Below are 16,021 nucleotides of genomic sequence, written 5' to 3'. Positions count from 1 at the left end.
GTTATAACTTAACATAACTCTTTTTTTATTTATTCATTTAATATCTTTTCATATTCTTTAATTTTTTCCTTATCCATAGGCTCTACACCTTCTAATGGATATTTAATTCCCATTTTTTCGTACTTATTTACTCCAAGTACATGATATGGAAGAAGTTCTACTTTTTCTACGTTCTTTAAAGTACTTATGAATTCTTTTAATTCTCTAATATGCTCTTCTCCATCAGTTAATCCTGGTACAACAACGTGTCTAATCCACATTTTTGTTCCATTTCTTTGAACTGCTTCAAGGAACTTTAAAGATTCATCTATATTCATTAAAGTTACTTTTTTATAATTTTCTTTTGTTAGTTCTTTTATATCAAAAAGAACTAAATCTGTGTATTTTAAGATTTCATCATACATTCCAACTCCAAATCCTGAAGTATCTATGCATGTATGTATTCCTTCTTGTTTGCACAATTTTAATGCTTCTATTAAAAATTCTGGCTGTCTTAAAGGTTCACCACCTGAAAATGTAACTCCACCATTTGAAGTTTCAAAATATGGCTTATATCTTTTTATCTTATCAACTAATTCAGATGCAGTGTATTCTTCTCCACCTCCATATTCCCATGTATCAGGATTATGACAATACTTGCATCTTAAAGAGCATCCTTGAAAAAATACAACGACTCTTATACCTGGGCCATCTACAAGTCCCATACTTTCTATTGAATGAATTCTACCTGTAGTCATAATGTTTTTAAACTCCCCTCTTAACTTAAAAATAATAACTTAAAATTTATAAAATCTCTACATAACTTTTAAATCATCATTTAATTTGTATTTTAATTATAATATATCCCCTGCTAAAGATAAATTAGCAGAGGATATTTTTAAACTTATTAACTTTTAGTTATATTACATTTTTGAGTGGAATGTTCTGTTTATAACATCAAGTTGTTGTTCTCTAGTTAACTTAATGAAGTTTACAGCATATCCTGAAACTCTAATAGTTAATTGTGGATACTCTTCTGGATGTTCCATTGCATCTAATAATGTTTCTCTATTAAATACATTAACATTTAAGTGATGAGCCTTTTGAGCAAAATATCCATCTAACATGTTGCTTAAGTTTGAAATTCTTGATTCTTTAGTCTTTCCTAAAGCATCTGGAACTATTGAGAAAGTATTTGATATACCATCTTGTGAATGTTCATATGGAAGCTTAGCAACTGAGTTTAATGATGCAAGTGATCCACTATTATCTCTTCCGTGCATTGGGTTAGCTCCTGGTGCAAATGGTTCTCCAGCTTTTCTTCCACATGGAGTTGTACCAGTCTTCTTACCATAAACAACGTTTGAAGTTATAGTTAAGATTGATTGAGTGTGGTATGCATTTCTGTAAGTCTTATTTTGTCTGATCTTGTTCATCATGTTTTCAACTAAGAATACAGCGATATCATCAACTCTATCATCGTCATTTCCGTATTTAGGGAATTCGCCTTCAACTTCGAAATCTACAGCTATTCCTTCTTCATTTCTTATTGGCTTAACTTTAGCATATTTAATAGCTGAAAGTGAGTCAGCACAAACTGAAAGTCCTGCTATACCACAAGCCATTGTTCTAAATACATCTCTATCATGTAAAGCCATTTGTAAGCTTTCATAAGAATATTTATCATGCATGTAGTGGATAACATTTAATGTATTTACATAAAGGTTAGCTAACCAGTCTGTCATAATATCGAATTTTTCCATTACTTCATTGTAATCTAAATATTCTGAAGTTATTGGTGCTATCTTTGGTCCAACTTGTACTCCTGACTTTTCATCTCTACCACCATTTATAGTGTAAAGTAAAGTCTTAGCTAAGTTTACTCTAGCTCCGAAGAATTGCATTTGCTTACCAACTCTCATTGCTGATACACAACAAGCTATAGCGTAATCATCTCCCCAATATGGAGCCATTAAATCATCATTTTCGTATTGAACTGAACTTGTATCTATTGATACTTTTGAACAGAAATCCTTAAATCCTTGAGGTAATCTTGTTGACCATAAAACTGTTAAGTTTGGTTCTGGTGATGGTCCGATAGTGTATAGTGTATTAAGCATTCTGAATGAATTCTTAGTAACTAAAGTTCTTCCATCTAATCCCATACCTCCGATTGATTCAGTAACCCAAGTTGGGTCTCCTGAGAATAACTCATTGTATTCTGGAGTTCTTAAGAATTTAACTAATCTTAATTTCATTACGAAATGATCTATTATTTCTTGAGCTTCTTGTTCAGTTATTGTTCCATTTTGTAAATCTCTTTCAATATATATATCTAAGAAAGTAGAAGTTCTACCAAGTGACATTGCTGCACCATTTTGTTGTTTGATTGCAGCTAAGTATCCAAAGTATAACCATTGAACAGCTTCTTGAGCATTCATTGCTGGTCTTGATAAATCAAATCCGTAGCTTTCTCCCATTACTTTTAATTCTTTTAAAGCAACTATTTGGTCTGAGATTTCTTCTCTTAATCTGATTACTTCTTCATCTATAGTTCTAACTTCTAAAGATTTCTTTTGAGCTATTTTATCTTCTATTAATCTATCTACACCGTATAAAGCAACTCTTCTGTAGTCACCTATGATTCTTCCTCTACCATAAGCATCTGGAAGACCTGTAACGATACCTGATTTTCTAGCTAATCTCATTTCTTCTGTATAAGCATCGAAAACACCTTGGTTGTGAGTTTTTCTATACTTAGTGAATATTTCAGAAATCTTAGGATCAACTTCATATCCATAAGCTTTAGCTGCATTTTCAGCCATTCTTATTCCACCTTCAGCCATTACAGCTCTCTTTAAAGGTGCATCAGTTTGAACTCCTACGATTTTTTCTATTGCTTTATCTATATAACCTGGTGCATAAGCATCTATTCTTGATGCAGTCTTTGTATCAACATCTAATACTCCACCATTTTCTCTTTCTTTTTTGAATAATTCACTTACTTCGTTCCATAACTTAGTAGTATTTTCAGTAGCTCCTGTTAAGAAAGAGTCATCTCCTTCATATGGAGTATAGTTATTTTGAATAAAGTCTCTGACATCAATTTCTTTTTGCCAGTTACCTGATTTAAAGTTTTCCCATTCTCTAAACATTAATGCGTCGCCTCGCTTTCATAACTTTTATAATCTAATTATAAATGATATTTTTTTCACAGTCAATATTTATTTTCATATGAAAATAAATATCATTATTTAGATTTCCTCTTACTCCTTTATTTTAAAATAAAAAATTAAAATTGTAAATTTTTTTTTATAAATTTTCTTTTTCTATTTACTATTTTTTGAAAAATATTATTTTTATCTAACTCCATATTTATCATAATAATCATTTATTTTGCTCATAATTTCATCGTCTATTATTATTTTATCATTTATTTTTTTATTATAAAGATACTCTATTATTTCTTTCATAGTTACTATCGCACATGTTTTTAATCCAAAATTTTCTCTTATTTCACTTAAAGCAGATTTTTCTCCCGTCCCTTTTTCCATTCTATCTACAGATATTATAAGTCCAACAACATCAACATCCCCTTGTTCCTTTAAAATCGGCATTGTTTCACGTATTGAAGTACCTGCTGTTGTCACATCTTCAACTATTAAAACCTTATCTTTATCTTTTAAATTTGATCCAAGAAGTATTCCCTTATCCCCATGATCTTTAACTTCTTTTCTATTAGAACAATACTCTACATCAATATCATAAAGTTCTGATAAAGCTATAGATGTTGTAACTGTTAGTGGAATTCCTTTATATGCAGGACCAAATAGCACATTAAAATCTTCTCCAAAATTTTCTTTTATAGCTTGTGCATAAAACTCCCCAAGTCTCTTTAGTTGGTTTCCTTTTTTGTAATTTCCTGTATTGATAAAAAATGGAGTTTTTCGTCCACTTTTTGTTATAAAATCTCCAAAAGTAAGTACACCACACTCTATCATAAATTCTATAAATTCTTTTTTATACGCTTTCATATTAAAAAACCTCCAATATTTTGTTAATTATTAAACAATCCCAATTATACTTTTTATGTCTTTTATTCCTTCTTTTATAAGGAAATTTTCCATTCCTTCTATTATTTCTTTTCCTGCCATAGGATTTGTAAAATTAATACTTCCGATTTGTATTGCTGATGCTCCTGCCATCATAAATTCAATAGCATCTTGCCAATTAGATATTCCACCAAGACCTATTACTGGTATATCAATAGCTTTTGATACTTCATGAACCATTCTAAGTGCTATTGGTTTTATAGCTGGTCCTGATAATCCTGCATATACATTATCAAAGACTGGTTTTCTTTTATTTATATCAACTGCAAATCCTTTTACTGTATTTATTAAAGATAGTGAATCTGCACCTGCTTCTCTGCATTTTACTGCCATATCAACTATATTTTCTGCATTTGGTGATAACTTAACAATAAGTGGTTTATCAGTTATACTTCTTATTTTACTTACAACATCATATGCAACTTCTGATTTTATTCCAAAAGCCATACCACCTGATTTGACATTAGGACATGATATATTAAGCTCTATCATATCAACTTCTGTATTATTAAGTTTTATGACAGCCTCTTCATAATCTTCTATACATCCACCACCAACATTTGCAATTACATTTGTATTAAGTTTTTTCATATTTTTTAGTTCATGTTCTATAAAATAATCTATTCCTGGATTTTGAAGCCCAACTGAATTCATCATGCCACTTGCAGTTTCATATACTCTTATTCCATCATTTCCATCTTTCTTTTTTATAGTTAATCCTTTTGATGATATTCCACCTAACATACCAACATCATAAAATTCTTTATATTCTTGTCCAAATCCAAATGTGCCTGAAGCTGCTATAACAGGATTTTTAAATTCTACTCCATTTATATTAACATTTAACATATATAACTCTCCTTATAACTCTACATAATCACCATCAAATACTGGTCCATCTTTACAAGTTCTCTTATTTCCTTCTTTTGTTTTACATGTGCAAACTAGACATGCTCCAACTCCACAAGCCATATGCTTTTCCATAGACACATATATTTTTGTATTACATTCTTTGCAAATTCTTATAACTTCTTTCATCATAACTTCTGGTCCACAACATAAAACCACATCATAATCTTTTGCTTTTAAAATATCTGTAACAAACCCTTTTGTGCCATGCTTTCCAGTATTAGTTGCTATATTTATATTGTTTATATAGTCTTCAAACTCATCTACTAGATATACATCATCTCTAAATCCAGCATACAAATCTATGTTAGATGCTGTATTTTTTTCCCTAAGTTCTCTAGCTACCTCAAGCATTGGTGCAATTCCTATACCTCCAGATACTAATGCAACTTTACCTAAATTTTCATCTACATTAAATCCATTCCCTAAAGGACCTGTAATATTTATTTTATCTAAGCTTCTTAGCTTACTTATTTTTTCTGTTCCTGAGCCAACTACAGCATAAACAAATGTAAGCTTATCATCTTCTTTTTTGCAAATGCTTATAGGTCTTGGCAAGAACACATTTTTTGCTTTAAGCATATAAAATTGACCACATTTTATCTCATCATCACTTTTTACTACTAATTTAAATATCCCTTTTTGTATCTCTTCATTACTAAGCACAGTAACTTCTTTATATACAATACTCATAGTTAAAATCCCCCTTAAATCTCACATGCTTCTCTTATCTCTTTTTGCATTCTAATAACTTCTTCTCTAGCACATTTTGCAAAATCTTTTTCTAATGCTCCATTATTTTTATAAGCTAAAAGTATATTTCTTGATGAATTTACAACTCCACCATTACAGTTTCTAAGATACATTGCAACATCTTCAGCTTGTCCTCCTTGCGCACCATAACCTGGTATTAGGAAAAACATTTCCTTAAAATCTTCTCTAATCTTTTCGGCTTCTTTTACATGAGTACAACCAATTACTCCTCCAAGCGGAGTATATCCACATTCACCTATATATTTTTTTCCTATATTTAATATTTTTTCACCAACTATATCATAAACATTTCTTCCACTTGAAGTTTTTACACATTCTATATCTTTAGCCCCTTGATTTGAAGTTCTAACTAAAGTAAATACTCCTTTATGACCAGTTTCTATATATGACATATATGGCTCTATACTATCCATGCCCATATATGGATTTAAAGTTATAAAGTCAGCTTCAAAATCTCCTTCAAAATGAGCTTTTGCATACATTTTAGCCGTCGCTGCAATATCACCTCTTTTTATATCTGCTATAATTATTTCTCCTTTTTCTCTAAGGTATGATAATGTGTCTTTATAAGCCTGTAACCCTTCAATTCCTAATGCTTCATAATAAGCTATTTGAACTTTAAAGCATGCTGCTACATCATATGTTGCATCTATTATCGCCTTATTAAATTCAAAAATTGCTTCTCTGTTTGATTTTCCTTCTCTTATAAAGCTTGGTATGTAATCAAGTGAAGTATCAAGTCCAACACATACTACTCCTCTTTCTTCTACTCTCTTATATAACTTGTCTATTATATTGTTCTTCATTTTAATCCCCCACTACCTTTTATATAAAACTTTTCCATTTTTTATTGTCATAACTACTTCCCCATAGAATTCATTTCCTTCAAATGGAGTATTCTTTCCCTTTGAATAAAACTCTTCTGAATTTATAACTATCTTTTTGTTTGGATCTATTAAAACTAAATCCCCATCTAATCCAACACTAATATTTCCTTTATTCATCTTTAATATATTTGCTGGATTTCTTGACATCATTTCTGATAGTTTATTCATAGATATAACACCATTTCTTACAAGCTTTGTATAACATATCGAAAAAGCTGTTTCTAATCCTACCATTCCTGGAGAGCCATTTTTCTTATCCTCAAATGTGTGCGGTGCATGATCTGTTGCTATACAATCTACATCTCCATGTTTTATCGCTTTTAATAAAAACTCAACGTCTTCCCTTTCTCTTATAGGAGGATTAACCCTATAATCACTAACATCATTACTTAAAGCTATATGATGTGGAGTAACCTCACAAGTTACATTTATTCCTTTGCATTTTGCATCTATTATATATTTCATAGCTTCTTTAGTACTTACATGTGCCATATGAAGTTTAGCTTTTGTAACCTTTGCAAGTGTTATATCTCTCCAAGTCATCATATTTTCTGCAAGTCTCATATCTATATCTGAAAATTCACTAGATTCTGCATGAGACATAACTACCCAATCATTTTCTTTTGCTATTTTCATAGCTTCCATCATAACTCTTGAATCAGATACACCAACACCATCATCTGATATAGCTTTAACTCTAAAATCGCCTTTAAAATCTTCTAGATGAGATATTGTTTTCCCATCAAAATTTTTTGTTATAGTTACACATTGATGTATATCTATTAAACTTAATTTTTTTTCCTTCTTTTTTACATAATCTAAAACTTCTTTACTTGAGCATACAGGCTTAGTATTTCCCATTAAACAAACTCCTGTATATCCTCCTCTTAGTGCTGCTTTAGAGCCACTTTCTAAGTCTTCTTTATATGTAAGTCCTGGATCTCTAAAGTGAGCATGTGTATCTATAAATGATGGCATTAAAGTTAAAGCATTTGCATCAATAACTTCAACATCCTTTTTATTTATATCTATTCCTATCTCTTTTATCTTCCCATTTTCTATATAAATATCCCCAAAAAAGTTTTGGTGTGAGTCAATTATATTTGCATTCTTTATTAGTAAATTCAAAATTAGCACCTCTCTAAATCCTTATCTTAATTTCACTCTATGATTACAATATTCACATGTATAAATTCCTTTTTCTTTGTCTACAAGATTAAATACTTGAGGAATATACTTTTCATCGCTTGTTATGCATCTTACATTGTCGCAAGTAATTACATCTACAACCTTTTCTGAAAGTTCTAAATTTTTAACTATCTTTCTATTTTTATTAAATTCCAACATACTAACATACCCCCAAAAGCTTACATATTAAAGCCATTCTTACATACATTCCATACTCAGCTTGCTTAAAGTATGAGGCTCTTTTATCTTTATCTACTTCTCTAGATATTTCATTAACTCTTGGAAGCGGATGCATAACTATCATATCTTCTTTTGCTAAATGCATCTTGTCCATATCTAAAATATAGCTATCTTTAAGTCTTAAATATTGTTCCTCATCAAAGAATCTTTCTTTTTGAATTCTTGTCATATAAAGAATATCTACTTTATCTATTACATCATCTAGCTTTTCTACTTCTTTAAATTCTATGTTATTCTTTTTTAATATACCTTCTTTTATGTATTCTGGTATTTTTAGCTCTTTGGGTGATATTAATATGAATCTATTGTTTTCATACCTAGACATTGCTTTTATAAGTGAATGTACTGTTCTTCCATATTTTAAGTCTCCACATAGTGCAATAGTTTGATTTGAAAGACTTCCTTTTAATGATTTTATTGTTAATAAGTCTGTTAATGTTTGAGTTGGATGTTGATGTCCACCATCACCTGCATTTATAACTGGCACATCCGCATACATACTTGCAACCTTTGCTGCTCCTTCTTTTGGATGCCTTATAGTTATAATGTCTGAATAAATTGATACCATTTTTATTGTATCTGCAAGGGTCTCTCCCTTTGAGGCTGAACTTGAATTTGGTTCTGAAAAACCTAAGATGTTTCCACCTAGTCTCATCATTGCTGATTCAAAGCTGAATCTTGTTCTTGTACTAGGTTCATAAAATAGAGTTGATAGAATTTTTCCATCACATACATGAGAATATTTTTTTGGATCTTTAATTATTTGATGTGCTAATTCAAAAATTTCTTCTAATTGTCCTATAGTAAAGTCCATAGGATCTATTAGATGCTTATTTTTTAACATATTTTCACTCCTTCTTAACCTCTCTGTGTTAAATTAAAAGGGAAATATCTTCTTACAATTGCATAAAAAAAGTCTTCCTTAAAAAACTTAAGGAAGACGTAGTTATCCCACGATACAATTGTATTACTATTACTTCCTTAATGACCTCTCTGGATCAAGTTAAAGGTTATTTTTGTATATAATATCATATAAAAAGTTATATGTAAATATATTTAATTTCTAATCATATAAAAAAGAATCTTTAGCATTAAAGATACTAAAGATTCTAATATAAAATTACTAGAGTAGATTACTTTATCACTTCTTCTATTTTATTTTCAGGGAAAGTTTCTTCTTTAATAACTTCTCCAACTAAAGATTCTTTTGATTCTAAATCTTTTTCTGCTTTTGCACTTAAAATTGTTATTAACAATAATATAAAGTTATATAATACATAGAATATTACTGCTGTTCCTATAAATATTTCAATATCTCCTATAACTTTAAATATATAAGATCCAAATACTCCAACTTTCATTAAGTAATTACTTAATTTATAAGCAGCCATAATACTAATTGCAAGTGGGAATGTAAGTGCTGCATATGTTGGTGCAAATCCTTTCTTTATAAAACCTATTATATAAGTATAAACTAATATTAAGTTTATCAGTGAAATAATAGTTAAAATAACTAATATTATAGGATTTAAAACTTTAAATGCAGTAATATATCCAACTAAGCAAAGGCTAGCAGGTGCTGCCATTATTCCTATTGTAGGTAGTTTGTGTTCTTCTAAAGCTTTATGATTAAATACTCTATATAACATTATTGGCCAAGTTATTATATATATAACAAATCCAAAATAAAATAGATATTGTGCTAATCTATCATGTCCCATTCCTGTGCTTGTAACACTGGCAACTACAACACCAACCCATACTACAAACCAACTTGGTACCATATCTTCAAATTTAAAATTCTTTATTCTAAATGTAAAGAAAAGCACAAATAATACAAAATGTATAACAATACAAATAATCCATAATGTTTTTGCAAATGTTGGTGCAACATTTAAGAAATATGCTGCTATAAGCATTAAGGTCATATCTATTGTTGGATAAAAACTTCCTAAAACTGGATTTTTTATTTCTTCTATAGCTTTTTTAGGAAATATAATTATTCTTAAAATCATTAATGCTATTGCTACAATTGCAAATATTATTGCTAATGGCTTTAAGAAACTTATTCCATTTAATTGCCATGCTGAGCTTACTGTTATTAGGCCTAAGGATGTCCCACATATCCCTATTGGATAATTTTCTAGCCTATCAATAAACCTCTTTTTTTCTCCCATATAATTGCCTCCATATACAGATTAAATAAGTCTCCCCTTATATCCTAAGATTACACGCCTATATGAGATTCTTTACGTTTAATTTTTATTCTTAAATACTAATTTTATATTTAATTAACTGAATATTTTACTATTTCACTATTTTTCATATTATCTAATGAGAATTCCATTGTATCAACTTTATTACATACACGTAAATATAACTTTCCTAAGTTTTGGTCATATGCGCACATATAACTTGTAAAGTCTGATTCTTCTTTATCTTTATTAAAATGTTCAACTCCCTTTGGAATCCAAACACTATTTAAAACACTAAATACAGCAGCTGGTGCATCTTCATCACTAACTTCATCTATAAGATTTCTTAAGTATGCAGCACGTACAAATCTTGATGGTGAAGTATAATCACCTGGTAATCCAAGTAAACCTGAACCATTTGAAATTGGATTAATTGTTGTTTCCTTATTTAAATTATTTGAATTATTATTAAAACCTTGTACTTGAACATAATTTCCTAAGTTTGTCATATGCCAATCAAATGTTGGATCATTAGCCATTACCCCTACGGTATTATTAAATACACGGAAATGTCCATTATTTGTTGCTTCTAAAACAACTGAATCCCCATTTCTATCTGTAAAAGTATAATGAACTGTCATAGGATTACCTTTTCCTAATTCTCCTAATGAAGGAATATCATCAGCAGTAACAGCAACTTTTGATATACTTTCTCTTATATCAGCTACAGTTTCAAAATTACTTAAAATCCAAGGAACTATTTCTCCAGCATTTATGGCTTTAAGTCCTTCTTTTTCTATATTTTCTTTCTTATCAAATGTACATGCATTTAAGAATAATAAACCACCTGCAAGACCTTTTTCATTAACTCCATCAAAGTATACTGTAGATCCTGCTAAATTTATTCCTATAAATGAATACTTTGTTTTCCAAGGTGTACTTTGTGTTTCTAAAACAAAATCTCTAGGAACAATATTTATTTGTGATCCAATATCAAATGGATTGAATCCTGTATCTAAAGTTCTTCCCCAATAAAGATTATTTTTATTACTTGAAATATGTATATGTGTACACATTTAAATCATCTCCTTAAACAATTAAATCTGTACCTTAAAAGTATACCTGTTAAAATTTATTGTCAATTTATAAAAAATTAATATATGAACATGATTAGATTTTTTCCTAAATATATGTATTAGCATATTTTTTAATAAAAATTAGAAAATATATAGTGAAAATATGATACTTTTTATAAAAATATAAGAAAATTTTGCATATTTATATACTGATTAATTGCACATCTATAACATTTTTTAGTTCATATAAAGTAATTTTTTACTGATAGTTTTTATTATTAACAAATTTATCGTTACAAAATATTATAATTTTGAAATTTATATTATAAAAAAACTGCTTACTAACATATAAATGTCAAAGCAGTTATTTTAATATATTTGTTATTTTATTTTTAGTTAAAAATTATTTAATTCCAATTATTCATTACATTATCCCACATCATCTTTCCACACTTAGCTAGCGTTACAGTTCCATAAACACTATTTGGAATTGATGTAGAAAGAACTGTAAATGTAAAATCTCCTTTAGGAAGCTGAAGTAATTCTGTATCATTTTCAACACCTTTTTTATCACCAGTTTTACTTGAAATTTCATATTTTAAATCATCTGGTATATAAAGGGCTAATTTATTCTTTATTTGTTGTCTTGTTAATATATCTATTAACATTGTACTATTTTCTCTATTTAAATAAGTTCCTTCATATAAATGCTTCCACAATTTAGATAAATCTCTAGCTGATGTTAAATTTTCTATATCTGATTTTCCAGTTCTTTCATCAGTTGTTTTTCTATTTAGGATAGTATTTTTTAGACCCATTTCACCTATATCTTCGTTTATTTTATCCATTCCAACAATATCAATAATCTTATTGGCTGCCGTATTATCACTTTGAATAAGCATAGCAACTAAAAGTTCAAATACAGTATAATCTCTTGAATTAAATTCATGAATTATACCAGTTCCATAAACTTTATCTGCTCCTTCTATCTTTACTTTATCCATAAAAGATACATTTCCTCTTTCTACATCTTTTATTAAAGAAATTGATATAGGTAATTTCATGCACCCTGCTGATATCATCTGAACGTTTTCATTATAACCATAAACAAAACCGCTTTTTAGGTCTTCAAAGAAGAAACTATAATTACCTATTCTTGATTCTAAATACTTTTTAATTTCTTTCATAATACCCTCCAATATCAAAATTAAAATTTACCCCAATTTTTAGTAAAATTATAATATATTATAAATTTGCCTTAAATCATACAAATTTATTCTAATAAAGGATTTAGCGCTATGCTAAACCCTTAAAATTATTCTTTAATTAATCTCCAAATGAAATTCCTATCTTTTTAGCAATTTTAACTAATTCGCAATTTGGATCAACTTGCTTAGTTTTTTGACCTATTACATTTTCTAAACTATCATAAGTTATTTCATTTCCTTTTAAACATACCATATTTCCAAATATACCTTCATTTATCATTTCAACTGCTGCTACCCCATATCTTGTTGATAAAATTCTATCATAAGTAGAAGTATTTCCTCCTCTTTGAATATGTCCAAGCACAGTACATCTTACCTCATGATCTTTTATTATTTTTTCCAAATCATCAGCTAATTTATTTCCTATTCCTCCAAGTCTTATTGGATCTGGACTATCACTAACTACTTTAGAAATAACAATATTTCCATCTTTAGGTTTAGCACCTTCAGCTATTACTATTATTGTAAATAGTTTGCCTTCTGCGTTTCTTTCATTAACTTTATCAACTATCTTATTAATATCATATGGGATTTCTGGAAGTAAAATTACATCTGCTGATCCTGCAATTCCAGATTCTAATGCAATCCATCCAGCACCTCTTCCCATAACTTCGCAAATCATAACTCTATGATGTGATTCAGCTGTTGTATGAAGTCTATCTAATGCTTCTGTTGCTACATCTATTGCTGTATTAAATCCAAATGTAACATCAGTTGATGCTAAATCATTATCTATAGTCTTTGGAACTCCTATCACTTTTATACCTTTTCTTGCAAAATCTCTTGCTGAAGTTAATGTACCATCACCACCTATAACAACTAATACATCTACCCCTTCTCTTTTTAAATTTTCAACAGCTATATCAGAAACATCTTTCTTTACCATTATTCCATTTTCCATAACATTATAATCAAAAAGATTATCTTTATTTGAACTATATAAAATAGTTCCTCCTCTATGAAGTATTCCAGATACTGATTCTAATGTTAATTTAACAAAGTCATTTTTATATAATCCACGATAACCAAATTTATAACCTATAACTTCATAACCATAATTTAAAATTGCTGTTCTAGTTACTGCCCTAATTACAGCATTTAATCCAGGACAATCTCCTCCCCCAGTTAATAAAGCTATTTTTTTCACTCCTTTTGACACTTAAAAATCCCCCTCTACCAACAATTAAATTTATTTTTTATATAACTTAAAAGAGAAAACTTAATTTATTTATAATATTCAATTTACTTTTTAAAATATATGATTTATATAAATCTATTATGTATAAAAAAAGTCTAGTTAATGAAACATTAACTAGACTTTCTAAATTATAAATATTCTATTTATAAAGCCGGTAAAGTCATGAAACCTGCAAATACTAATACAGCAAGTATTACACCTACTATTACTCTGTATATTGCAAATACTCTCATTGGCTTTTTCTTTAAGTAGCTTACAAACTTATCCATAACTACTATTGAAACTATAAATGCTACAATAAATCCAACAGCTAGTGCTATCCATTTTGTTGAATTCATTTCTGAATAATCAAACTTTAACATATCAAGCCCGCTTGAACCAATCATAGCTGGAATTGCTAAGAAGAATGAGAATTCTGCTGCAATCGGAGTTGAAAGCCCTGCTATCCAACCACCCATTATAGTAGAAGCACTTCTTGACATTCCAGGCCACATAGCAAAGCATTGAGCTACACCAACTATCAAAGCTTCTTTAGGTGTAATACTATCTATATCATTTGCCTTAGGCTTTCTTTTTCTATAGATATTTTCTATAACTAGTAATAAGATACCCCCAACTATAAATCCGTATATAACAGCTCTTGGAGTAAATAAAGACTTAATCTTATCATGAAGTAATAATCCAACTATAAGTGCTGGTATTGATCCAACAATTACATTAATTCCAAATCTAAAACCTGTTTTTCCTTCTTTTCCTTTTGTAAAAATAAACTTAAAGAATTCTACTACACTTGTACTAATTTTTTCCCAAAATAGTACAACAACTGCTAAAATTGCTCCAAGTTGTATAACAACTTCAAACATATCAGCAAATGGACCTGTAAAATCAATTAAGTTTCCAACTAGTATCATATGTCCTGTTGATGATACTGGAACAAATTCCGTAAGACCTTCTACTATAGCAATAATTATTGCTTTAAATATCAATAGTAAATCTATTCCCACTGATTTTCACTCACTTTCAAAAATATTATTGACTTTTTAATTATAAGTATATTATCAGTGGTTGTCTATATCCAATCACTTAATTAAGTAAATTTTAAGAAAATATGGGAAAGTAAAAAATTAAGTACTATTTATTATTTTAAAACATTATCTAATATTTCATCTTTTTCTTTTTCAATATCTGGTTCAAAGCTCTTTAGTAAAGTAAAGTTTCCTTTTAGTTCATACTCTCCAAGATATGCTGGAATAAGTATGCTATCTCCCATTTTAATTTCTAGTGATTTATTATCCCAAATTATTTCTCCACTTCCATCAACACAAGTAAATAAATAGAATCTATCTTTATCACTTTCTTCTTTCGCACTTTCTTTTATTTCATATTTTTCTATTGCAAAATATTTACTAACACAAAGAACTGTCTTATCATATCCATCTTCATGGATTGTAATTCCTTTTATATTTTCTCCTTTTAATGAAAAATCAATAACATCTAGTGCTTTCTTTACATGTATTTCTCTTCCTCTTCCATAATCATAAACTCTATAAGTTGTATCACTGCTTTGTTGTATTTCAGCTATTACAACGCCTTCACAAATAGCATGAACTAATCCACTTTTTATATAAAACATATCGCCTTTTTTTACAGGGATTTCATTTAAATATGGAGTTAAATCACCCTTTTTGATAGCTTCTTCAAAAGTCTTTTTGTCACAATTTTTTGTTCCAACTATAAGTGATGCTCCTTCTTTTGCGCTAACAACATACCAAGCTTCTGTTTTTCCAAGATCATTTTCTGCTATCTTTGCATATTCATCTCCTGGATGTACTTGAACTGATAACTTATCATTTGCACTTATAAGCTTTATTAATAATGGGAAAGTATCAGTTTTTATTTTATCACCTAATAATTTATGCCCTAATTTTTTTATAAGTTCATCAAATTTAATACCTTTAAATTCTCCATTTTCAACAATACCAGTTCCATTTCTATGACAAGCAATATCCCATGATTCTCCTATTTTACCATCTGGTAAATTATCTCTAAAGCTTTCTAGCTCTCTTCCTCCCCATATCTTATCGTAATATAAATTTTCAAATTTAATTGGATACATTATAATCACTCCTTTTCTATTTCCATTAATCTATTTATTATGTATATAATTACATATTCTTGAACCAATAGTATAATAC

The 16,021-nt window shown here is 28.9% G+C and carries 15 protein-coding genes; all 15 read right to left on the bottom strand.

Annotated features, from left to right (window positions below):
• Positions 1 to 29: 29 nt before the first annotated feature.
• The 15 genes from pflA to SPJ33_RS05705 all read right to left on the bottom strand — a co-directional run bounded on the left by pflA (position 30) and on the right by SPJ33_RS05705 (position 15,942).
• Positions 30 to 737, bottom strand: coding sequence for a pyruvate formate-lyase-activating protein (pflA, locus tag SPJ33_RS05775; RefSeq protein WP_321117022.1), 708 nt, complete (start codon positions 735 to 737; stop codon positions 30 to 32).
• Between the two features lie 165 nt (positions 738 to 902).
• Positions 903 to 3,134, bottom strand: coding sequence for a formate C-acetyltransferase (pflB, locus tag SPJ33_RS05770; protein ID WP_321117021.1), 2,232 nt, complete (start codon positions 3,132 to 3,134; stop codon positions 903 to 905).
• Positions 3,135 to 3,338: 204 nt separating this feature from the next.
• Complete coding sequence (gene pyrE / locus SPJ33_RS05765) at positions 3,339 to 4,013, bottom strand: orotate phosphoribosyltransferase (protein WP_321117020.1); 675 nt, start codon at positions 4,011 to 4,013, stop codon at positions 3,339 to 3,341.
• 30 nt (positions 4,014 to 4,043) lie between these two features.
• Positions 4,044 to 4,940 carry a dihydroorotate dehydrogenase gene (locus tag SPJ33_RS05760; protein ID WP_321117019.1) on the bottom strand — a complete coding sequence of 299 codons (897 nt, stop codon included), beginning with the start codon at positions 4,938 to 4,940 and terminating at the stop codon, positions 4,044 to 4,046.
• Positions 4,941 to 4,952: 12 nt separating this feature from the next.
• Positions 4,953 to 5,693: a dihydroorotate dehydrogenase electron transfer subunit gene (locus SPJ33_RS05755; RefSeq protein WP_321117018.1), complete on the bottom strand. Its 741-nt coding sequence runs from the start codon at positions 5,691 to 5,693 to the stop codon at positions 4,953 to 4,955.
• 14 nt (positions 5,694 to 5,707) lie between these two features.
• On the bottom strand, positions 5,708 to 6,580 hold the full coding sequence (gene pyrF, locus SPJ33_RS05750) for an orotidine-5'-phosphate decarboxylase (protein WP_321117017.1): 873 nt from the start codon (positions 6,578 to 6,580) through the stop codon (positions 5,708 to 5,710).
• Positions 6,581 to 6,592: 12 nt separating this feature from the next.
• The gene (locus SPJ33_RS05745; protein ID WP_321117016.1) at positions 6,593 to 7,789 is read right to left on the bottom strand and encodes a dihydroorotase; all 1,197 of its coding nucleotides are present in this window, start codon (positions 7,787 to 7,789) and stop codon (positions 6,593 to 6,595) included.
• A gap of 21 nt (positions 7,790 to 7,810) precedes the next feature.
• A complete protein-coding gene (locus SPJ33_RS05740) occupies positions 7,811 to 8,008 on the bottom strand; it encodes a hypothetical protein (protein WP_321117015.1) in 198 nt (65 codons plus the stop codon).
• 1 nt (position 8,009) lies between these two features.
• Positions 8,010 to 8,933 carry an aspartate carbamoyltransferase gene (pyrB, locus tag SPJ33_RS05735; RefSeq protein ID WP_321117014.1) on the bottom strand — a complete coding sequence of 308 codons (924 nt, stop codon included), beginning with the start codon at positions 8,931 to 8,933 and terminating at the stop codon, positions 8,010 to 8,012.
• A gap of 289 nt (positions 8,934 to 9,222) precedes the next feature.
• Positions 9,223 to 10,266 carry a TDT family transporter gene (locus SPJ33_RS05730; RefSeq protein ID WP_321117013.1) on the bottom strand — a complete coding sequence of 348 codons (1,044 nt, stop codon included), beginning with the start codon at positions 10,264 to 10,266 and terminating at the stop codon, positions 9,223 to 9,225.
• Between the two features lie 110 nt (positions 10,267 to 10,376).
• Entirely contained in the window at positions 10,377 to 11,360 is a 984-nt protein-coding gene (locus tag SPJ33_RS05725; RefSeq protein ID WP_321117012.1) for a linear amide C-N hydrolase, read from the bottom strand.
• Between the two features lie 407 nt (positions 11,361 to 11,767).
• Complete coding sequence (locus SPJ33_RS05720) at positions 11,768 to 12,547, bottom strand: serine hydrolase (protein ID WP_321117011.1); 780 nt, start codon at positions 12,545 to 12,547, stop codon at positions 11,768 to 11,770.
• 139 nt (positions 12,548 to 12,686) lie between these two features.
• Entirely contained in the window at positions 12,687 to 13,787 is a 1,101-nt protein-coding gene (locus SPJ33_RS05715; protein WP_321117010.1) for a 6-phosphofructokinase, read from the bottom strand.
• Between the two features lie 182 nt (positions 13,788 to 13,969).
• Positions 13,970 to 14,830 carry an undecaprenyl-diphosphate phosphatase gene (locus tag SPJ33_RS05710; protein ID WP_321117009.1) on the bottom strand — a complete coding sequence of 287 codons (861 nt, stop codon included), beginning with the start codon at positions 14,828 to 14,830 and terminating at the stop codon, positions 13,970 to 13,972.
• 134 nt (positions 14,831 to 14,964) lie between these two features.
• Positions 14,965 to 15,942 (bottom strand): type I phosphomannose isomerase catalytic subunit, encoded by a 978-nt coding sequence (locus tag SPJ33_RS05705; RefSeq protein ID WP_321117008.1) that lies wholly within the window; start codon positions 15,940 to 15,942, stop codon positions 14,965 to 14,967.
• Positions 15,943 to 16,021 lie beyond the last annotated feature (79 nt).

The sequence above is a fragment of the Clostridium sp. genome, from assembly GCF_034179595.1.
Taxonomy (GTDB): domain Bacteria; phylum Bacillota; class Clostridia; order Clostridiales; family Clostridiaceae; genus Clostridium.
This window is presented reverse-complemented; position numbering and strand designations above follow the sequence as displayed.